The sequence below is a fragment of the Paenibacillus eucommiae genome (assembly GCF_017874215.1).
In the GTDB taxonomy this organism is placed as follows: domain Bacteria; phylum Bacillota; class Bacilli; order Paenibacillales; family NBRC-103111; genus Paenibacillus_AI; species Paenibacillus_AI eucommiae.
In genome coordinates this window covers 68,717-91,645 of sequence record NZ_JAGGLB010000021.1, presented here as the reverse complement: position 1 = coordinate 91,645, position 22,929 = coordinate 68,717, and the positions used below count along the sequence as shown (strand labels likewise).

Genomic DNA, 22,929 nt, shown 5'->3' with positions numbered 1-22,929 from the left:
TGGGCGTCCTTTGAGGAGCGTGTTCGTTAGGTTGGTGCATGGAGGGAGGGAATGGCTGTGGGATCCAGCCGCTGTTAAAGATTTGTTCCCTTGAATGGAATGGATGAGGAGGTAGGAACAAATCTTTAAAGGCGGACGCTATCGCTCTTCCACCCACAGCCACTCCCTCTTCTCAGCAACATTCGCACAAATCGCACGAACACCAAGCTCAAACGGACAGCCAACAAGGGTTTTTCTCTTGATTGGAGGAGATTTCCCAGCGTGCAGAGGCGCTGGGGATGAAAATGTGTGCCAGGTATAGCCACCTGCCGCCGCCTGCTACTTTAACGATGTTTTTCATCGTTAAAAGCACCGGTCGTCTCCAAATATTTACTTTAACGATGAAAAACATCGTTAAAATCCCTTTTTTCCACCCAGAGAGGCCATCCGCTCTCTTTTAACGATGAAAAACATCATTAAAGTGGCTGATGGACCTGGAAGCACTTGCTTTAACGATGAAAAACATCGTTAAGTGAAGCTGCCCCCTCAATTTGGGGTCTTATATGTTGAGAAAGACACTATTCTTGGTCCTACTTTGAGCAGCGTATTCGTTACGTGAGTGTTTGGGGGAGGGAAGTATGTCCAGTAAACGTCTGGTTCCTGATGCAAAGGGATAGTGAGGATAAGGAAATTAGGGCTTTCTTTCTGATTCCCTAATCCTCTACTACTTTATCGCTATAAAGCTGTGCTACGACATAACAAAACGTAACGACACCGCCCTTTAACTGAAAGGAAGTGCCGTTACGTTTCCGTACGCTTTTAAGGCTTATCTATACAGCTTTTCCAACAGTCTGTAGATTATCGTGGCAGCCTCTGCCCGGGTAGCCGCATTGGCGGGACGGAAAGTTCCATCCTCATATCCGTTCAGGATTCCAGCTGCTGCGGCCACTCCAACAAAAGACCGGGCCCATACCGGAATATCGGAAGCATCCTGAAATGCCTGTTCCTTCGATAGCGTCCCATCACTCATGGATTGATTACCTGATAACCCTCCAGCTTCATTCAAAGAACTCATGTCATTTCTTTCATCTATTACATTCATAGCATTCATGGCATTCGCGATCAACACTGACATCTCCGCCCGAGTAATGGTTTGATTGGCCTTGAACAATGATTTCCCATTCTCTTCATACCCTTGGATCAGCCCCCCTTGAATGGCCGCGTATACATAAGATTGTGACCATGCGGGAATTTCTGTTTGATCTACAAAAGTAAATTGGGAAGCATTCGTCTCCAGTCGCAACCCTAAAGCGGTAACCAGCATCTTCACAAACTCCGCACGAGTTACTACTTGATCAGGGCGAAAGGTTTGATCGCGATATCCTTCAATTACGCCCATGCCAATCAAACGTTCGATATAGGAGCCAGCCCATTGCTGCTTTAAATCTGAGAATGTTTGTGGCTGATAGGCAAATACAGCAAATTTAGTAAAATGATTGACACTGACTGTAACGGCACCCTTCCCCTTCCCATCCACATCCACATTCAACTTGCCCCCGAGATAAATCCACCGCTGCTGTGCCTCGTCAAAATAATAGACTGCAGCAACGTGTCCCTCAGGTACTTGAGCAGTGTCATAGTGAAAGGTCATTTCTAGCGGATGGCTGAATGTTCGGCCAGTGGTGCTGGTAAATTCGAATACAGGACTTAATAGCTTAAGCCTCCCGTTTGGGGGAATATGACTTGTTTCTTTACTTGTTTCTTTACCTGTTTCTTTACCTGTTTCTTTACCTGTTTCTTTACCTGTTTCTTTACCTGTTTCTTTACCTGTTCCTTGATCCGTTTCTCGACCTTCTCCTTGACCCGCTACAAGTGCAGCTTCTACAACTGATATCTGGATCTTGCCGTTTAAGCCCACGGCTCCTGCTGGAATTTTTAGCTTTATCAGTCCCTCGATAGAACCTTCCGAAGCCTGGCCTTGAGTCACGTCAATTTGCAAACCTTGCGCTGGCTTCTTGTCGCCAATTGGCTCCTTGGCAGGTGGTACCGATGGTTGTGGTGTCGGTGATTGTGGTTCCGGTGATGAAACCGGTCGTGGAGAACTAAGCGGATTGACCGTCACTGTCCGCACGACCTCCAAGGCAGCATTGCCTGCAAGGTCAACCACATTGTACCGCAGAGTATACGTACCTGCTTCAAGCGTATTAACGGATTCAGTTACGATAACGGAACCGTCGATACCAACATCATCCGAGGCATTCGCTCCTTGCTCTGTATAATTGTCGCCCACAGTCAGCACTATACTCTGTGCTCCAAGCAGGGTAATAACAGGCAGCGATGTATCTGCAGCAAATGAAAGTGTCTTATCGGCGGAGCCATACACAGCGTCCGTTACAGTTACTTGCAGTGTATAGCTCCCACTAGGAAAGAGCACCGCTGTAACCGGAAAGCTTTGGCTGAATGGCAGGCTCGTTTCACTTGCTATCAAAGCCTGACTCGCATTTATCACGGAGTCCCCCAGACTGTTCTTTACCAGAACATCGAGAGTTAAAGATTCGCCTGGACGATTGCTGTAAACCATGCCAGTTACAGTAAGCTGATTACGGCTGGCGCCCGTGGAAAATACCGCTCCATTTAGCGTTAATCCAGCCAAGCCAAATGGCTGCAAATGTTCAATGCTGCTGATCGTAATGCTTTCGACCGCTTCGTTACCAGCAGCATCCTTGGCATACACCGTATAGGTGCCATTCTCTTCTACTGTAAAGCTTCCGCCGCTAAGCAGGTTTCCGCTGGCCGCAAAATAGACTGCATCCTTTGAACCTGGTGCCCATTTCAGGATGGAGACTCCGCTTCCTTCCTCCAACACTGCTGCCTGGATCGTGGCAAAACTGCCTGCCGACTCTAAAGAAGAAGCAGCCAGCGTAATTTGCGGAGCAGTCGCATCTATTTTTACAATTGCTGTTCTGATTTGCTCCTGATTGCCTACTGCATCCACGCTGTAATACTGAAGGGTATGAACACCGTCTGCTTCCAATATTACCGTAGTCCCTTCTTGAAATGAACCGTTGTTCAGCTTGTACATGGTTCTTGCTACACCACTCTGCAGATCACTGGCACTCAAATTTACCGTTTGCGCGGTTCGCTGCCAACCCGCTTGAGCATCATCCGTCGTTTGTGGCGGCGTCTCATCTGCACTTTCGGTGAATGGCACGTAAGCATTCAATTGCAGCTCAGCTACTGCCATTTGAATGCCTGGCTGGTAGCTGTTATCTGGATTGAGGGCGTCTGGCTTAATAGCTTTGACCGCTATATAGCGCATCGCTTTCGGAGCTGGCAGGGTGAAGGTGTGCATCACTCCAGGCGCACCTTCATCGCTGTGATAAATCACTTCCCACGTTTGCCCATCCATGGAGCTTAGAAATTCGTACTCCGTTGCATACTGCACATAGTGAAATTGTACCGATACGCTCTGCGCAGTAACCAATTTCTCCATATCTACTCTGTACTGCCAGGCGAAGGAACCGGCCGCCGAAATGACCGTCGTAGGATCACCATCATTCCCGTTTCCTATGGGATGATTGGGAGTCAACTGCTGCGTACCGCTCGGATCGTAGGCCGCCGCTGGCTTACTAAGGGCAGCGTTATAAAGAGGTAACGTTGCAATATCATCGTATACCGTTATTAGCAAGCTGCCCATACCCTGAAGCAGATTGTTTTTGTATACGAGTACATCGATCTTTGTACTTCCTTGGCCGATTCCTGTCACCACACCGCTGGCATCCACTTGGGCAATTTGCCTGTCATGACTTATATATACAGCGGTTTCGCCTGCAGATAAGCCATGTACCTGTGTTGCAATTGATGCATCCGTCTGTAAAATCGTAGATCCCGCTGTTAGCTGCACAGCTCTGGGTGAAGGCAGCTTATAAGCATTTACTTCCAATTCAGCGATGGCCATCTGTGCTCCAGGCTGGCCGGCATCGTCCGGTTTGATCGATTTAACGGCAATGTATCTCATCCCTTTGGGCTCAGGTAAATCGAAGGTCAGCTTCACATCAGGCACACCGGAGGTACTGTGCTGAAGCAGCTCCCAGTTCTGACCGTCGGTTGAGCTCAAAATTTCATATTCCGTTGCGTAAGCATAAGTGAAGAATTGTACGGAAACACTTTTCGTCGTGAACAACTGCCCCAGATCAACGCGATATTGCCAAGCATAAGAACCTGATGCCGACACCACTGTGCCCACATCGCCGTCAACGCCGTTACTGAGAGGCTGATGAGTTGTCAATATGTTGGTACCAGCCGGATCAAAAGCAGAAGCTTGCTTGCCAAGCGCCACATTGCTTACACCCAAATCCTCCAGCTGATTGTAAATCATGAGTGTGAAGGCATCACTTCCGGCCGCCGGCCGCTCCTGCCCGTCCCGCAACGCTTTAACCTGGATCGTTACGGATCCTGGCTTTTTGGAAGTAACGAGCCCCTGCTGTGTAACGGTTGCAATCGAATCATCACTGCTCGAATACACTAAAAGCTCTCCGCTTCCGGCGCCTGTCGTGCTAAGCTGCATCGTTTCGCCAGCCTGCAAAATGGAAGCATCCCCGCTAAGCTTGATCGGCTCCATCGCATCAAAATGCAGATCATCGGCAGATATCACCTGAAGATTGCCAAAAACAACCTCGGACTCCGTTTCCTTCGTATTAGAAGTATGGGCGATACCCACTGTAAATGCATTGTTCATCGCAAAATCTTTTAGCTTTTCAGCCAAAATCCAGTCCTCATTTGCATTTAAATAATGCGCGTAGATATCGTCACCGAAGCGTGACAGCCTGATGGTGGCGGGCAGCGTTAGAGTCGGAGATTCGATATAGCTGGTGCCCCAATCGGTATTAGGACGCCATACAAAAGGAACACGCTTGCCCGGCTCGCCTGAGGTTGCATGAATGCGATAATTGACATGCTTCGATCCGGCAGCGACACTTTCCCGCAGCATGAGGCCGATCATGGAGTTCGGATTCACGTTATCGGATATCGATTCGATAGTCGCTATAATGGATACTCCAGATGGAAAATCAGCCATATCGATATCTTGATACAGATAGGCAAAGCTATCCTTATCCGACCAAATATCGCCCCCCTTCGTCCGCATCGTCCATTGCTCTTCATTATCGTAAACCGCCCTGCTCACCGCACCATTCACAGGAAGCAAGTTCCACGCTTCTGGAAAGACAGTAATCGTCGCTGAGCCGGTTTTTGTAACGCTGCCTGCTGTCAAGGAAAGTGTAATCTCCGCTTTGCCCGGTCCATGCAGGAGGATCGCGCCGCTAGCCGGGTCCACTTGGGCTACTGACAAATTATTACTGCTGTATACGGCTGTGGCCACGGAAGGATGAACCGGATACCCGGAATCGTAAACAGCCTCCCATGCAAGCTGAGGAGCTTCACTCTGCTGATAATGATCCTTATCCGTTTTCAAGGTGACTTCTTCCAATTGCTCCTGATAAGTCTCAACTACAATAGATTTGGAAACATCACGACTATCCAAATGAGCAATCGCCTCAATACTGGAGCTGCCAACGCTCAATGCATGAAGTGTCTGAAGTGTCTGAAGTCCCTGAAGTACTTCAAGCGCTGTATGCTCTTGATCTACGGAAATTACAGAAGTGTTCCCACTCGTCAAAACCGGCTCCATAGAAATATGCATCTGGTCTGTTGTTATCCCCACCATGCTTACTGCCGCTCTGCGGCCAACAGCAATCGATGACGGCTTAACCTCAAGCAGCACCTCGGCAAAATCATCCACACTTACTGGTACGGTAAATAAAGTATTGCCGCTTCCATTTTTTACTGTAATGTCAGCCTGGCCCTCACTGAGAGCTTGCAGCATGTCCCCTGAGGTGCCTGAAGTGCCTGAGGTTCCTGAGGCGCCCGAGCCAGTGCCCGAGCCAGTACCTGTTCCAATAGTAACTACTTGAGTATCACTGCTGGATATAGTCACGGCTCCAAGGCTGGAGTCTACATTCAGCTTGGATACGTATCCCCATGGCAATGGCACTCTCGTCCCAGCTTTATAGAGGGCTACCTCGGAAATGCCCATTTTCCCAGATACGGACTCAATTCTCAGCGTCCTTATGTCTGTTCCCGGTACGTAGATCACATTGCTTCCTGCCTGAGCTCCCGTATAGGTGCCAATAGTCTCCCAATTCGTACCGTTAACTGTCGATTTCAACACATATTCATTCGGTACAAGACCCTGCTCAAAATGGACAACAACGGAAGAAATACTTTCTGTTTTCCCGAGACCCACTTGCAACACCCATGGAGATAATGCGGATCCTGCTGCAGGATGCGCATAAGTGTCCAGGTTTTGGTCCACAGCCTGCTCAGCTCCGTGACCGGCTTCCATGGTGACAGAGCTTCCGTCAGGAAGAAGCGCCGCTGCCGCTGCCTGCACGGCAACATTCACTGACTGATCGTTTAATAAATATTGAAACGCTGGTTCAAGCCCGGCATGATTAATAATATCGAGAGGGAAGTTACCGCCAGTTACAATAGAGTTGTCTTCAACAACGGATTCCTCGTCGGTAAATTCATACATATTGTTCTCGTCTTTATCCCAGTAGTTATTTGTAACCGTATTCTCATGTCCGGTTCCGAGAAAATTCCTGGTATTGTTATACATAACGTTATTTTCTACATTTACATAAGCGCTTCCAAGATCCAAATAGACAGCACCAAAGTCATTTCTCTGGTCATAAATCACATTACCGGCAATCACCTCTCCCGGCTGTGCTCCTAGCGTATAAATCCCGCCGCCATCGAACAAAATTTTCATATGATCGTGAACCCGATTATTTAGTATTTTGTTATTTTTACTTGTCGTCGGGTTTCCAGGAAAGTCACGCACTCCCCAGCCCCAACCTACAGATATACCGCTGTAAGGCAGATCCGTCAGCTCATTATGCGCGATGAGCGTATTTTCTGTATAGCCGGCCAAGATTCCCACAGCTCCGTTATACTCTGCACCTATACGATGAATATAGTTGTTCGTTACTGAGTTATTCATTACTTTCATCCGCTGATCTTCCGGGTGATGATCATCGGCGGTCACGCCACCAATTTGAATACCAGTGCTGGAGATATCATAAAACTCATTGCCTGACACCACATTTTCCTGGCTGCCGAGTCCAAAGCCCAGCCCTACTGCACCCAGATGCTTAAATGTATTTTGCTCGAAATACACCGATTTTGCCGCAGTAAAGGTTACATTCGCCGGAGTGCTCCGATCATGATCAGGGTTCCAGCCGCTATCGGGCGTCCAGACTCCGGCATCGGAACGATAAGTAAAGTTAGCCTGCACTTCAACAAATCCATCGTCACTATTCGGCCCTAACCACCCGGCGTAAGCAAAGGTAATGCCGCTAAAACGGATATTCGCAATCGGCTCATCGAGCGTCCCGTTCCCGCGTACCAGGGTTTCTACTACTGGAATGACCGCATCCGCTGTGACTCTGTCATCACCCTCTCGCGGCATATAGTACAAATATCCTGTTGATTGATTGAGATACCATTCTCCAGGTTCATCCAGCAGTTCGAAGGCGTTCTCCACCCACGTCACCTTGTCGATCGGCAGCCCTCTCTCGAATCTTGCCATTTGCAAGCAAGGCTGGTCCATCGTAATCGTCGTGCCGGCAATCGATTGAACACCGCAGCGGACTTGTCTCCAATTCCGGTTATAGACAAACTCGATATCCTGAATGTTTCCCCAATTCTGCATGTCTATGTTCGTCGTGGAATGACCTGCATTCAAGTTTGTCGCTCCAGGCAGCGGACCTTTGGCCCGGACTGCACGTTCTCCATTGACATAGAGCTGCCTTGTCTGCACATTCGTTCCAACAAAGGCTTTCCACAGCTCGCCTTCCTGTACCCAACCCGAAACTGCTTGCCCGCCGCTCCAAACAGGGGTTTCTCCGGGATAAGCCTGATAGCCGACATAATGTCCGTTCGTTCCTGAATCCTCAGCGCTTAGCTCTAAGGTGGATGTCAGAGTATAAGTGCCTCCGCGCAGGTAAACGACGATATCCCCGGACATGCTGCTGTTAAGGGTACGAACCCTATCACGGGCACCCGTCAGCGAGCAGGGCTCGGCCAGTGAACACAAGATACCGCTTCCATTTGGCGAAGCATAAAGAGTATGTGCTGGAGCATCGTCGGCTGAAGCTCTTTTTATTCCGAAATCGATTGTAAAACTCGTTAGCAGCATAACCATAATCATACAAACACTTATGAATCTCAAAACAAAGTGGAATTTGCCCATCAGATGCACACCATCCTTTTTCTGGTAATTATAGCCTCGAAAAAAATGCGCTCTAAAAAAGAATTGCTTGAGCTGATGCTTTTGCAAATTCAATTTTTAAAGCGCTGGTCTTCCTACCACGTTTCCGGTCTACCGGGTCTTTTTCCACTCGTCGATCTGCCGCTGTTTTTCAGCAATAATTTTTTCTGCTCCTGCTTTGTTCATCTTTTCCAGAAACTCAGGCAGCACCTTGTCCGTATCATCCAAACCGTTGGCAAAGATGTCGGCATACTGCTTCCATACAGAAGCCGTTGCGGTAATTTCCGTCTTCACCGCTTCCCCGTCAAACGAGAATCCGATCAGCGGAGAAGCATCTGCCGTATTGTTCAGCTCGATCGTTTCCTCCCATACACCAACCTGGCTTGGGGATACATAGTAACCATTAAATTGATTGCCAAACATCCAGTCCGATGAAGGCTGGTAGCCGCTGTCCACGATCGATTCAATAACACCTTTATCGGCATCTGTGATCTTGTAATGCTTGCCTTCAATACCATGACTCATAAGATTGTATAGTGCCTTATCTGAATTAATCAGTTCAAGGAACATCATCGCGCGCTCCGGATTTTTGGAGGTTTCACTAATTCCTGTCATAGTCGCAATAGCACGTGCCGTCGTTACAATCGCTTTGCTCAGCGGCTTATCAACGACATCTGCTTTGTATTTTTCCTTCACCTCGGCTGCGTTGCCCGGCTTTAGTGCGGTTGCAATCGAGAACGGCGTGTACACATCCTTGTTATTTTTGGCAATGGCATCGACTTGCGCCGCATCCATCAGATCCTTGGAAAAGTATCCGGCTTTATTCCACTTCCGCTTTAGCTCCATAAAGCTCTTGAATTCAGGCGAGGCATACTGATTGATTACTTTTAACTCGCTGTCATCCAGCTTTACCCACCCGACTAACGAATCATCACCAATGCTGTCCATGCCAAAGTAAGGAGGCTGATTCGTAAATCCGTCCGAAGATCCTTTGACCGCATAGAAAGGCGGAAAGGCTTCCTTCCACTGTGCCAAATACGGCTCAAAATCTTCATACTTGGTTATAGCGCTTACATCTACCTTATATTTATCAATAAATCTTTGATCAATCGAAGCTCCAAAAGGCATCGCGACCACCTGATAATTGATGGAGCCATAAATTTTGCCGCCAACCCGGGTGGCATCCCACACCTTGGCAGGAACCGAAGCCTTCAGCTTAGGCGCATACTGATCTAATAAATCATCAAGCGGCTTCAAAGACCCTTTGGCCACATTTTGAAAATAATTGTTGGACCATGGCGCCGTAAACACCATATCATAGCTTTCTCCGGCGGCATTCATCGTATTGACCTTTTGCTCAAAAGCGCCCCAATCCACTGGCTTCAGACGAATCGTCGCATTGATTTGCGGCTGGACGATTTTGTTCATCTCATCCTCTACCGCCTGTACATCCTTAATGTTTTGCAAACCACTCGGGAAATACCAGGTTAATTCAACCGGCTCTAATGCCGGCTCTTTCTGCTCTTCCCCCGGCGTTGTCGCTGCTGCTGTTGGCTTTGTGGTCTCTGCAGCCTTTTCTTCTTTGCTGGCACAAGCACTTGCTGTCATCATAAGGACAACGAGTACCATTGCCCAAATGATTCTGCTTCTGATCCTGCTTCTTTTCATGCGGTAAAACCTCCCAATAAAGTATAGTACATGCACTGGCCAGAGGTTTATCCCTGGAGCAGCTGCCTCTGATCTTACGAAAGATTTGCCGCTAAAAAAAGGATAAAAAATGAGCAAAGGTTCTTTTTCAAACAAAAATATCGTTCAAAATCACTGATTTCTCCCGTTTACTCATCATCTTCATCGATCCTTACCAGATTCAAATGCTTGAGCCGGTAATCACTGAATGAAACACCCATTTTCTTCTTGAACAGAATGTAAAAATACTTTTTGTTTTCCACGCCTATTTCGCCCAAAATATCGATCAAAGTCTTATTTTTGCCACCTTCGTTCAGCAGCTCAATAGCCCGCCTCATCCTCACTTCAACAATATAATCAGCTACGGACTGCCCATATGCCTCACGGAACAGCTTGCCAACATACATCTTCGACAGCTTCATCTCCGCCGCTACAGTATCCAGACAAAGCCCCGGATCTGTATAGTTGGTTTCAATGTATTTGAGAACCGAATCCATCAGTATGCTGCTGCGGTTATTTTTTCTGGAGGTGATCGCACTTGCAATTTCCGTGAAGATGTCATCAAACAGGGCATGCACTTCATCCATCGTCTCGACTTGAGACATTTGGCGCAAATAGGCATGAAAATCAAGCTGATATTTATCAATACTGTTTCGTTCCATCGTCTGCATCGTATTGTGCACGAAATAGAACAGGTACAAAATATTAGACATCATCGCATCGTAGGAGTGCTGCGTAACCTTGCTCATAATGCCCGCGTACAAGCTGCGCGCCTCATCCAGCCTGCCGCCCACGAGCGCTTCGTATAGCTGCTGCTCCTCTGCCGGCTCTATTTTATAGGAAGCTTCGATGGCTCTTCCGCTCAGCATGTCCGCAAACAGCAAACAACCATGCCCATAGACAAGCCTATACTGCGAAAGACTTACAACCTTCTGATAGCCGCTGTACAGCTCCGTGAAATCCTCCTGCTTTTCGCCCACTGCCGCAGAAATGTTAAGCTTCAAGTGATGCAGGCACCACTCCTGCAGCTCCTTCACCCCCTGCGCGAAAGCGCTGCGAAGCTCTTCACCGTCCATCTCTTCGACATTGACGATATGCATAAGGATGTCATCGCCCATATCAATCACTTGATGGCTGCGATTACGCCCCACCGTTTCGCCTGCTGCATTGCCAATCGCATATCGCAGCAAATCCCTGTCCCTTTCATTGAAATCGGACATAAACCGGGCAAAGTAATCGATTCTGTAGCTAATGAGCACATAACCTTCATCCAGCTGCAAAGTAATCCTGTATTTATCAAGCAGTGCCTGCAAACTGGAAAGTGGCTGTGCATGTGGGGTAAACAACGATTTCAGCCTCTCATTACGCTGCATTTGCTGGGAGTCCCGCTTCAATGCGTAAGCTTCGGAAACGACTTTGTTTAGCAGCTCCACCTCATCGAAGGTTTCCGCCGCTCTTGACGCAGGCGAATCCACAAGTCCCCGCACTCTTCCCACGAGCTTTCCGAAGGGAGAATACAGCCGGCGGGATACAATAAAGGAGAGCAGCAGACCGAGCATAAACAAGACGATGCTGATCAGCAGCGTTGTTGTCTTGATGTACGCTGTGCTTTTAAGTATAACGCTGTAAGGATGGACACGGACGAACCACCAGCTCGGCACCTCTGATTTCGTGTAGGCGACAAGCACCTTTTCATCTTTTAATACGGTTGTGGTATAGCCTGCTTTGCCTTCCGGCTTTCCTTCCTGCGCGCTAATAGTCCCCATTAAGGTAGAAATTTCAGCTTCATTCAGGTTCTTCGCATCCGTGATCAAGTGACTGTTCGCATCCACAATAAATGTCTCGCCACTCATCTCCGGATTTCCCATGTTGTAGGAAGTAATCAGGTTTTGCAAATAATCACTATAAATATTCACAATAACCGCTCCATCTACCCCACCCTTCACGGAATAGTTATCATAAATGACATAGGTCAGCACACGGGTTTCTTTCGGATGGTTATCATTGGAGAGGATACGTGGAATCGGCTTCAGCCGCAGCTCGGCATTAGGACTCTGCATCATCGCAGCGGCCTCTTTATCAAAAAAATCATCTTCACGATTCGTAATCGAGTTCACTGTGGAGAGAAAGCGATGCTGCTTCTTGTTGTACACGTAGACAGAATGCACGAAGGAATTCGCTTTGACCAGAGCCTGGATGCGGTCCATCTCCATAATAAGCTCGGTCACGCCCTCCTCCTCCACATTGTACATCAAGGCGTTCGTATTCGGATTCGCGAAAATAGACAAGGCGAAATTACGCGCATTATCGTTCATATAGCCAGCTCCGTAGCTCGTTTGCAGCAAATAGTTGGCGCTCGTACTCGATATCGATTCGATCGTGACCCGTTGAAAGCTATAATATAAGGCGTAGGATACCAGGGCGATCAGCAGGCTTAGCACCAATGTGACAGAAAACAGCATCCTCGCAAACATGGAATGTGTAAATACAGTAAGCTTCATAACATCCTCCACTCCAGAACATCAGCTAAAGAACTACAGCTAAGCTAATTATCCTTTTACAGCCCCGATTGTCAACCCCCTCACGAAAAACCGCTGGAAAAAGAGGTATACAAAAATAATAGGACCGATAGCCAATACGGCCATAGCCATACGCGAGGTTTCCGCCGGAATGACAGCCATGCTGGAGTTGGGGTTATTAAGCATCGCATCGATATTCGACGTGAGCATCACGAGCAAATACTGCAGGGTAAGCAGCTTGTGATTATCAATAAACAATAGGCTTAAGTACCAGTCATTCCAATAAATCAGAGCCATAAACAGCCCTACAGTTGCCAGAATCGGAGTCGATAAAGGCAGTACAATCTGGAAAAAGGTACGAAATTCACCCGCTCCTTCAATTTTCGCAGCTTCAATGAGCGATGCAGGTATCTCCGAGAAAAAAGTGCGCATCAGCAGCACATAAAACGGCTGGACCAAATAAGGCAAAATAAGCGCCCACAGCGTATCCTTTAGATGAAGGTATTGCGTGACCAAAATATAGAAAGGAATGAGCCCTCCATTAAACAGCATCGTGAAAAAAATATAAAACGAAAGCGGGCTTTTCAGCTTAAAATCTTGACGCGACAAAGGATAAGCGAGCATCGCTGTTATCGAAAGGCTGAGTACTGTTCCAACAAGCGTCGTAAGGACAGTAACCCCGTAGGAAGTATAAATCAGCGTCGTTCCTTTGAGCACATACTTATAGGCATATACCGTAAACTCCTGGGGAAATAAGCGATATCCATTCAGCACCAGACTCTGCTCAGAGGTGAACGAGGTGGAAATGACCAGCACCAGCGGTGCGATACATACGATACAAAGCAATAACAAAAAAATGTGAAATAAGGGTCTAATCAGAACCGAGGCATTCATTGTGCTCTCTCCTTCAGCTGTGCTTTTTTTAAAAAAGTGCCTTCTCTTTATCTATTTTGCGGACAATAAGGTTCGAGCCAAGCACCAGGATAAAGCCTACAATCGCTTGATAAAAACCTGCCGCAGATGCCATACCAACATCCCCTACTGTACGGAACATCCGAAACACATACGTATCAATAACATCTGTAGTGGCATACAGCATCCCGGAATCTCTTGTCACATTATAAAATAATCCAAAGTCAGCATAGAAAATGCGCCCCAGCTGCAGCAGCGTCATAATGATGATAACGGGAATAAGCAATGGCAGCGTAATATACCTGATTTGCTGAAGCTTGCTTGCGCCATCTATTTTGGCGGCTTCATAATAATCCGGGCTGATCCCGAGAATGCTGGCTAAATAAATGATGCTGAAGTACCCTGCATTTTTCCATATATACACAAGCGTCAAAATCAGAGGCCAATACTGCGGATTATTATAAAAAAGAACGGGATCAATCCCTAACCCCTGCAGCGCTTGATTTACCAGTCCCGTCGATGTGAGCAGCGCATAGGCAAAATAACTAACGATAACCCAAGACAGCAGGAACGGGAAAAACAATGCAGATTGCACCACACTATTCACCCACTTGCTCTTCACCTCATTCATAATAAGCGCCAGACTGACCGACACAATCAAACCAATAGAAATAAATAAGCCATTTAAAAATAAAGTATTAAACGTAATTCTCCACGCATCATCCGTAGCAAACAAAAACTCGAAATTTTTAAAACCTACCCACTTGCTTCCGAAAATCCCATGCTTGTACGTATAATCCTTAAAGGCAATAATCATCCCGCCCATCGGCAAATACGAAAAAACAAACAGCATCAAAATCCCCGGCAGCGCGAGTAAAAGTAGTGCTCCATTCTTGCGTACACTCCGGACAAATCTGTTCGGCTTAGGGTTTGGCTTTTTGCTGGACATGACACTAGGTTCGCCAGATCCGCTAGGCCTGTTAAGCCCGCTATTAGGTATGGCATTAGGTATGGCATTTGGTACGGCGTCGGCTTTCATGTGCGATAATTTCCTCCTCTGATGGTCACATTGAAACCATGCTGATCTTATATCGTTGACTGCATGGTTGATTGTATGGCTAAGTGCACGGTTGAGCGCATCACTCCCACTAATGTGATCTCATCATAAAAGGAATCCACCAGCTATGAAAACACCTAAAACGACCAGTACTGTCCAATTCTAAAAAAGAGCAAGGTCAAAATATAAGCATTGTCTCAAAAAAGATGAATAGTTATCCGGGATTCAAGAATTAGAATAGTAATGGGTAGCGGAGTGGAGGTTGGGGTGGGCAGGAGGAATGGCGCTCGAGTGATGTAAACCTGGAGTAGAGCTGAAGTGGAGCTGAAGTGGAGCTGAAGTGAGCTGGTGTGAAGCTGGTGTGAAGGGCAGAGCAAATCAAGCAGCTTACGGAAACTGGATCCGTTATTCTTGAATTTTCATGACAATTGGGATGTTTACGGACATGAGTTCCGCTATTCCTCTTATTTGAGGGTAAATTTGCTCCTTTTCCTGAAAATAACGGATCTGAGGTCCGTAAGCATCCCGAAAAAGGGTGTTTTGTCACAAATAAGGTCTCCTGTGTCCGCAACGGCAGCCATTTCTTCATTCTTAATTTTGCCGTCCTCATTTTTGACAGAAAAAAGACGCCTAGCGGCGTCCGTTGAGGTGCATGTTCGTGACGCGGGTGCGTTGCGGAGGGAAGGGATGTAGGCTCCAGCCGCTTTTAAAGATTTGTTCCCTTGAGTGGAATGGATGTGGAGGTAGGAACAAATCTTTAAAGGCTGGCGCTAACGCTCTTCCGCCCACATCCCTTCCCTATCTTCAGTTACAATCGCACGAATCGCAGAATCACCAAGCTCAAACGAACAACCAGCAAAGTTTTTTCTCTTGTTTAGGGGAGATTCCTTTCCTAGTTGGCGCAGACACTGGAGATGAAGAGCCCGCGCAGCTGAGGAGGAGCTGATACTTTAACGATACTTTAACGATGTTTTTCATCGCTAAATGCACCACCCTGTCTCCACAACCTTACTTTAACAATGAAAAACATCGTTAAAATCCCTTTTAATCACCCGCTGAGGCCATCTGCCATCTTTTAACGATGAAAATCATCATTAACGTAACAGGGTGACCTAGAAACACCTACTTTAACGATGAAAAACATCGTTAAGTAAAGCACACGCTCATTTCGAGGTAGGCGAGCTGCTGCAGGATTGCTCTTCCCAACCCAAGCACCCTGCCCTGCTACTATTTTTCGTTAAGTAGTTCCAGGCTTGCTTCTGTAAACCGGTCACACGCATCTATAGCCAGATGACTGAACATAGGGAATTTACGGATCTCATATCCGCCCTGCTCAAAAGCTTCTTTTGTCGGTACGTATCCAGCCAGGCCATTCGTCAGTGTAGCAAGCAGTGTATAGGGATAGGGGGATGACGCTTTAATATCCATTCCGATTTCAACAAACAATTCAGCGGGATTGGTCAGCAGTGCAATTTCATTGCCAATTGTCAGACAGTGTATATGAAATTCATGAACCTTCAATTCATCATTTTCGTAAAGTGCTCTCGCCTTCCTGTAGTACTCGAAGAAATGATCGCCTTGTGTCGTTCCGAATGTGTGATCTACCTTTGTATCCCGATCCGAGTATGGGCGCTCTGGAATATAAACCTTTGAATGCGTCATCTTCACATTTAATTGTTCAGGAAACTCAAGCATCGGGTCCATTTCGATAACGGTTCCGGCCAGCCCCATTCCAACCTTTTTATAGGTATCCGGATTTGTCCAGTCACTTTGGAAATCAATCCAATTAATATCCCCACACGCCCCTGGCAAAAACAGCACAACAGCTTGCTCTCCAAATACAGCTTGCAGCACTTTGGTCATATAACCGGAAATATCGGCGCTGATGTGCGGCCGGCCAGCGGCATTATTATGTAAAGCATAATTAACGATAAAAGCAACAGCCTGATTATGCTCATTCACTAATTTAATGACAACCACTTCCGGATCAACAGCTCCCTCTGATGTACAGCCCTCGTAATCGTCCAGCACAAAATTCATCCGAATGGATCCATCAGGCGCAGTCAAACGGCGGTTAAATACGTGATTCGGATTGCTTGATCTGCCTACACCTAAGCGAACAAGCTGCTTTTCACTTCTTGCAGCGTTGACAGCTTCGACCATTTTTTGCTTCACTTGTTCAACGTAATCCCAATGGACGGTCATCTCTCCCATGGGGCTTGCGCCCATCGATGTTGAGGCATGGGTATGAGACGGCGTTATAATCACATTGTATTTTGAAATCTGGCAGGCCTGTTCAATTCGTTCAATGATATCGTCAATCACAGGACGGGGAATGCTGCATACATCAGCCGCAATCATTACGATCTCCTCGCCACCGTTATCCATGACCACAACATTAGCAAACAAATCGTCCAAAATGTACTCTGCAAACTCAAGCTCATAAGAACCATCCAAGCGGACCCCCACTGGTGGCGTAATATTGACTCTCGAGGTTCCGGCATACAAGGATACTGAATTCAAGCAAACTTCCCCCTTTGACTGCAAATGGTAAAACGATCATATAACTTAGTGAAACTCATAGTATTATCCGTACTTATCAGGACTTATCCATTTACTTATCCGTACTTATCCGCACTTATCCGGGTTTGACCGCACTGCCAGAAATTCTGCAACTCCGAAACTTTGTTAGCTTTACTACCAAAGAATAGCTAAATTTTAACATGCGCCTATAGGAGCGTCAATAAGCAATTCCATAAGGAATTGCCCATAATCCCCCAGGCAGCTCCCCGTACTAACCGCTGTAATCTATCAGATCCTTGTGCACATTCTGAAGGGCATAATAAATACTACCAACCAGCTCAGAATCCTCCCGGTAATATGCTTCTTCCAATCTAGGTGATCTGCTGTTTAGATTTCTCAACTGCTGATCGATTCCCTCCAGAAAGGAGCCTGGCAAACGTAAAATTTCTCCACCGATAACCACACGCTCCGGATCAAAAACACAAATAACGTTAGCCAAGCAGCAGGCAATACGGGTCTGATATTGGGACAGCAAGCGCATTGCGGCCTCATCCGTTAGTTCACCTATAGACTCCATTGACTCCATGGCCGAAAAAAGCCGGTTGGTTCCCTTCCAGTTCAAATATTTCTCCAAATAACCACCGGCAGGTTCAAATCCATCTGCAAGCTGCTGCCTGGAATCCACAATCATATCGCCAATTTCTCCGGCTGCCAGCTTCGCCCCCCTGTACAGCTTTCCTTCTATCATCATCCCTAGTCCGATGAGCTCACCAATCGACACGAATGCAATACTCCGTTCCCGAATTTCAGACGAAGCCGCCTGCCCCCATAACCCCATATACACATCATTGTCCATCCAAACGGGAACCCCGAATTTACTCTCCAAAGCGTCCTTAAATTCTGTTCCCTGCAAATTGGGAAATACACGTGCTTGAATAATCTCACCTGACTGTGGATTAACAATACCCGCTATTGCTACACCAATTGCTGATAGACTACTTGCCTCCAGATCTGCAGCTTCCAACAGTGCCAAGATCGTTTCGATCATCGATCCTATAATGTCAGTACTCCCATCTGCTGAAATTTCTTTTCTCGTTAACATCGTTCCTATATTGTCAGCAAGCGCCACTTGAATCGTCGGATACGTTACATGAATGCCGATTACATAAGCATTTTTGCTATTTATTTGCAGTAAAATCGGCTTTTTCCCGCCGTTGGATTGACCTTCCCCGATCTCTACAATCGCTTCTGCCTGCAATAAATCGGTAATCAGCTTCGATACGGTAGGCCTGCTTATTCCTAAAGCGCTGGCTAGATCAGCACGCGAGATCGGTCCCTGTTTACGTATCAAATCCATAATTTTGGCTACATTTATTTTTTTTAGCAGTCCGGGTCTTCCAGTCAAATCCCTCACTGGCCACGCTCCTCACCTTGCATCATTCAGACAAAGCAATAGTAGCAGTTGTACTTTCCCCCGTCAACATCAGGAATGTATGCTCAGTAATGCCCGGCGTTTATTTAAAAAAGAAAGCTCTGCTCATACTCGGTACGCTCCTGAATCCGCTTGACCACAGGCGCATATCCAATACCCGGCTTTTCAGGAATACGAATCAGGCCATCATGAACCACGACCTCTGGTTCGATAATATCTTCCTCCCAATAATTAGCAGAGGCTGCAGTATCCCCAGGCAAGGTGAAGCCAGCGAGACTGGAAATGGCGATATTATGCGCGCGTCCGATTCCCGACTCCAGCATGCCTCCGCACCAAACATCGACGCCGGATTCCTGGCATACGTTATGCAGCTTGATCGCTTCCTGAATACCGCCTACCCTGCCGATTTTTACGTTGATGATTTTTCCGCTTCCTATTTGAATAGCCTTTCTGGCATCCTCACTTGAATGAATACATTCATCCAGGCAAATAGGGGTCTGCACCTGCTTCTGCAGCTCGCTATGATCAATCAGATCATTATAGGCAAAAGGCTGCTCAATCATCATCAGAGAAAAAGCATCCAGCTGCTTTAAATGCTCCACATCCGCTAACGTATAGGCTGAATTGGCATCCACCATCAGAGCTATTTGCGGGAAATGCTTACGCACTTCAGCCACAATGTCAACATCCCAGCCTGGCTTGATTTTGATTTTAATGCGCTTATAACCTTTTGCAACATTGCTTGCAATGGTTTCCAGCAGCTCGGCTGGTGAGTTCTTGATGCCAATACTGACCCCCACCTCAATTTCCTGTTTCTTCCCACCGATGGCTGCGGCTAGAGGGATGCCCTGCTTTTTGGCATAGAGATCCCAGTAAGCTCCTTCCAATGCCGATTTAGCCATATGATTACCCCTAATATGCTGCAAAAGCCCGGTAATCTCGCCCGGATGCTCTATCTCTCTTCCCTGAACAATTGGAATTAAAAAGCTCTCCAGCATGTGCCAATTTGTTCTCAACGTTTCTTCATTATAGGAAGGCTCCGGGAACGCAACAGATTCTGCCCAGCCGGATACGCCATCGTGATCTATAGCCTCAACCAGAATGAACTCCTTATCCCGCATCGTGCCGAAGCTAGTAGTAAAAGGATGGATTAATTTCATTTTCAAATGTCTCAAAATAATTCGGTTTATACGCATCAGCTTTCAGTTCCTTTCGAGTCCAATAATTTCACCACAGACAAAGCCAGCATCGCGGTTCCGAGACGCAGTGCATCCAAATTAAATTTCATTTGCGGATGGTGCAGACCGGGAAGCAAATCACAACCCAGACCAATCATAGTAGCTTGCACGTTAGGCTTTAATAATGGGTAATAATGGAAATCCTCTCCCCCCGGTGTAACCGTTGGGTTTACAAAACCAGCATCGCCTATAACATCCACAATCGCCTCGCCTACAACCTTCTCCATATGCTTATTTGGAACCGCCGCTGCCATTCTCGCTCCAACACGCAGCTCCACCTGAGCGCCATTCATACTGCCAGCCAGGGTTACAGCCGCTTCGACTTTTTGCAGGAGGTCTTCGATGGCTTGATTCGTTTGTGCACGTACATCGATCGCAAAGCTGCCAATGTCCGGAATGATATTGACGCTTTTATTATCCACAGTCAGCTTGGTAACCTTGCACGAGGCTGGAACCATCGGGTCCACCTTCACCGCGTTGACCGCGTTTACGATGGCTGCCAGTGCATCAATGACATTGATGCCATCGTTAGGCCGGGAGGCATGCGCCTGACGCCCGCTCACACTGCCTTCCAGAAAGGCAGCCGCTCCGTGGTAAATGGCGCTCGACGCCTGGCCAAACTTCACTTCCTTAGCAGGGCGAAGATGAATACCGAGCAAATAATCCACATCGTCCACTATGCCGAGCTGCACCATCCTCCGGGCACCTTCCCCCGTTTCCTCAGCAGGCTGAAAAATAACGACAAGCTTGCCTGGAGGCTGATAGCCAATTTCCTTCAAGCATTTCAAGGCAAATAAAACCATCGTCATATGGGCATCATGCCCGCAGGAATGATTGGCTTTCCAAACGCCATCTACGTTTTGCCATAAAGCATCGATATCGGAACGCAGGGCTGCCACCGGGCCGCCACCGCCACCCGATCCTGCTGCCGCTGTCTCCCCTGCCCATTCAGCTACCACACCGGTATGCTCGTCAAAGGTGCGGCTGGCCACTCCCATTTGTTCAAGAGCCTGCTGAAGAAAAGCAGTCGTCGCCTGCTCTTCCCAGCTAATTTCCGCATTTGCGTGCAAATGATGGTACGTTTGCTCCAAATCACCGCTATTCCTTTCGAGCCAGGACATGATGGCTTGCTTCATCTTTTCGCCCCGCTCTCCAGCACATAATAGTTAACCGGAGCTTCATCACGAATAAAAGAAACAACTCTGTATCCACATGCAAAAGCTTCCGTACACAGCTGTCTCAGCTCACTTTGCCAATGGATAAAAAGCTCAGTCTGCTCATTTTTCAGTTGATGGGCCGAGCTTGGGACCGGTATTAGAAAGCCCGAAGCCTTCCCAGAGAACCCAGAAATTCCTGAATCTCCATAGCCTCCTCCAAGGCCTGAATCCACTCCAGCTTTTACCTCATATCCATCCTTAGCTTGAGCTCTGAGCACATTTTCAAAGTTAACTTCACTGCGCCGCACTTCTGTAAAACGCTCTCCATCCCTGTCACAGGTGAGAAGACTCGGATAAGCACTAAAACTGCTGGCACTAGCACTTTTTTCCCCAGCCCTACTCTCCAACTGCTCTATCGAACTCACCACCCGCTCAGAAGCAAGCTCCCACTCCACGACAAAACGATCCGATGGCAGCTGCAGCTTATCCTTTCCATAAAATGAAGGGATGTATTGACTCACGGTTCCCCCAAGCTTGCAAAGATTCAAATAAGCATTCCGCGTCTCAAAAGGATCAAAGGTCCAGACAATTTTCGCATATCCGTACTCCATCGCCCACTCGCGCTGCTTCAGCTTCAGGTTCATCCCAATTCCCCGGTCCCGGTAGTCAGGATGAATGGCCATCATATGCGAACCCACATAGGCTTCACGCACGTCCCCGCCCTTAAAACCGGCAAACCCGTAGCAAAAACCAACCATCCGGCTTCCCTCGAACGCCCCAAAGACAACTCCGCCATGAAGGATCGCTGCCGCCATCTGTGCCATAGAAGTAACCGACTCCTGTCCCCATGTAGTTAATTGCAGCTGCACAGCCTCATGAAGCTCTGGAATTTCCGTAATCGTCCGGTATGTAATCTCCTGATTGATATTCAACAACAGTCATCACTCCAATTTTCATTTCGTCTCACTTGCCATCTTCCACAAAAGCAAAAAATTGCTCCGTTGTCGTGTTATATGCATCAATTCGCCTTTGAATGTTCGTATGATCCTTCGCAGTAACCTCGGCAATCAGAACATTCAGCAATGTAAAAAGAACCGCCATCCCCTTTAATGTAGCGGGCTGAGGTGTCGATACCTTGATGAACACATCCGCCTTACTGCCAAGTGGCGATAATTCATCGTCCGAAATAGCCAAAATATTCGCCGAACGCGCCTTGGCCGCCAGCACAAAGTTCAAGGTTTCCAGCGAATACCGCGGAAAAGAAAGGGCAATAACCAGGCAATCTTTATCCAAATCCGTAATCAAATAATTGGCATCATCAACGGCCCCACGATAAAGAACCGCATTCCCTCTCATGATGTTCAAAGTAGACGTAAGCCAAAAGGCTGCCGCATGAGATGCCCTCAAGCCAACAATAATGATTTTCCGCGCAGCTATGATGCTGTCTACAGCCTTCTCCAACACCTCTGGGGCAAGTTCCTCAATCGTCTTATTCATATACGCCATATCCTGCTCCAGAATAAACCGGGATAGAAAACGGCTATCGCCCGCTGATTGCTGCGGCAAATCGCTAAATTTCCGCAGTGGATTTTCCCGTTCCTTCGGCATAAGTAGAGTCTTGCGAATTTCCTCCTGAAGCATACTGTAACCGCTAAACCCCAGTGCCAAACTAAATCGGATCACCGTCGTCTCACTCGTCCCGGATTGCCCGCCAATTTCTTTTGCCGTATGCAAAGCAACCTGCTCAGGCTGCTCCAGCACAAATTTGGCTACCAACTTCATACTGGCAGTCAGTTCATCATATTTTTTACGTACCAAATCATTCATCGTTTCCATGATCTTGCCTCCTGAGATAGACGCTTGCGGCGTCCTTTGATTATGCGTGTTCGTGACTTGGGTGCATGGCGGAGGGAATAGATGTAGGCTCCAGCCGCTGTTAAAGATTTGTTCCCTTGGTTTGGAATCAATTTGGAGGTTGGAACAAATCTTTAAAGGCGGACGCTATCGCTCTTCCTCCCACACCCACTCACTGCTACAAAGTGCCGAATATACAAAGCTCAAACGGACAGCCACCAGGAGTCTGCTTTCTGAGGC

The 22,929-nt window shown here is 47.4% G+C and carries 12 protein-coding genes; all 12 read right to left on the bottom strand.

Annotated features, from left to right (window positions below; genetic code table 11):
- Window positions 1-208: 208 nt before the first annotated feature.
- Window positions 209-391, bottom strand: a complete 183-nt coding sequence (locus tag J2Z66_RS26130; RefSeq protein ID WP_209975681.1) for a hypothetical protein — start codon at window positions 389-391, stop codon at window positions 209-211.
- A 414-nt stretch (window positions 392-805) separates the two neighbouring features.
- Window positions 806-8,293 (bottom strand): S-layer homology domain-containing protein, encoded by a 7,488-nt coding sequence (locus J2Z66_RS26125; RefSeq protein ID WP_209975680.1) that lies wholly within the window; start codon window positions 8,291-8,293, stop codon window positions 806-808.
- Window positions 8,294-8,422: 129 nt separating this feature from the next.
- Window positions 8,423-9,979 (bottom strand): ABC transporter substrate-binding protein, encoded by a 1,557-nt coding sequence (locus tag J2Z66_RS26120; protein ID WP_209975679.1) that lies wholly within the window; start codon window positions 9,977-9,979, stop codon window positions 8,423-8,425.
- A gap of 167 nt (window positions 9,980-10,146) precedes the next feature.
- Window positions 10,147-12,498 (bottom strand): AraC family transcriptional regulator, encoded by a 2,352-nt coding sequence (locus J2Z66_RS26115; RefSeq protein WP_209975678.1) that lies wholly within the window; start codon window positions 12,496-12,498, stop codon window positions 10,147-10,149.
- 48 nt (window positions 12,499-12,546) lie between these two features.
- On the bottom strand, window positions 12,547-13,410 hold the full coding sequence (locus tag J2Z66_RS26110; protein WP_209975677.1) for a carbohydrate ABC transporter permease: 864 nt from the start codon (window positions 13,408-13,410) through the stop codon (window positions 12,547-12,549).
- A gap of 28 nt (window positions 13,411-13,438) precedes the next feature.
- The gene (locus tag J2Z66_RS26105) at window positions 13,439-14,377 is read right to left on the bottom strand and encodes an ABC transporter permease (protein WP_209975745.1); all 939 of its coding nucleotides are present in this window, start codon (window positions 14,375-14,377) and stop codon (window positions 13,439-13,441) included.
- Between the two features lie 1,335 nt (window positions 14,378-15,712).
- The gene (locus J2Z66_RS26100) at window positions 15,713-17,008 is read right to left on the bottom strand and encodes a neutral/alkaline non-lysosomal ceramidase N-terminal domain-containing protein (RefSeq protein WP_209975676.1); all 1,296 of its coding nucleotides are present in this window, start codon (window positions 17,006-17,008) and stop codon (window positions 15,713-15,715) included.
- Window positions 17,009-17,279: 271 nt separating this feature from the next.
- Entirely contained in the window at window positions 17,280-18,422 is a 1,143-nt protein-coding gene (locus tag J2Z66_RS26095) for an ROK family protein (protein WP_209975675.1), read from the bottom strand.
- Window positions 18,423-18,526: 104 nt separating this feature from the next.
- The gene (gene menC / locus J2Z66_RS26090; RefSeq protein WP_209975674.1) at window positions 18,527-19,636 is read right to left on the bottom strand and encodes an o-succinylbenzoate synthase; all 1,110 of its coding nucleotides are present in this window, start codon (window positions 19,634-19,636) and stop codon (window positions 18,527-18,529) included.
- On the bottom strand, window positions 19,636-20,814 hold the full coding sequence (locus J2Z66_RS26085; protein ID WP_209975673.1) for a M20 peptidase aminoacylase family protein: 1,179 nt from the start codon (window positions 20,812-20,814) through the stop codon (window positions 19,636-19,638). The genes menC and J2Z66_RS26085 overlap by 1 nt, the downstream gene beginning before the upstream one ends.
- Window positions 20,811-21,770, bottom strand: coding sequence for a GNAT family N-acetyltransferase (locus tag J2Z66_RS26080; protein WP_209975672.1), 960 nt, complete (start codon window positions 21,768-21,770; stop codon window positions 20,811-20,813). The genes J2Z66_RS26085 and J2Z66_RS26080 overlap by 4 nt, the downstream gene beginning before the upstream one ends.
- A gap of 28 nt (window positions 21,771-21,798) precedes the next feature.
- Complete coding sequence (locus J2Z66_RS26075; protein WP_209975671.1) at window positions 21,799-22,671, bottom strand: MurR/RpiR family transcriptional regulator; 873 nt, start codon at window positions 22,669-22,671, stop codon at window positions 21,799-21,801.
- Between the last annotated feature and the right edge of the window lie 258 nt (window positions 22,672-22,929).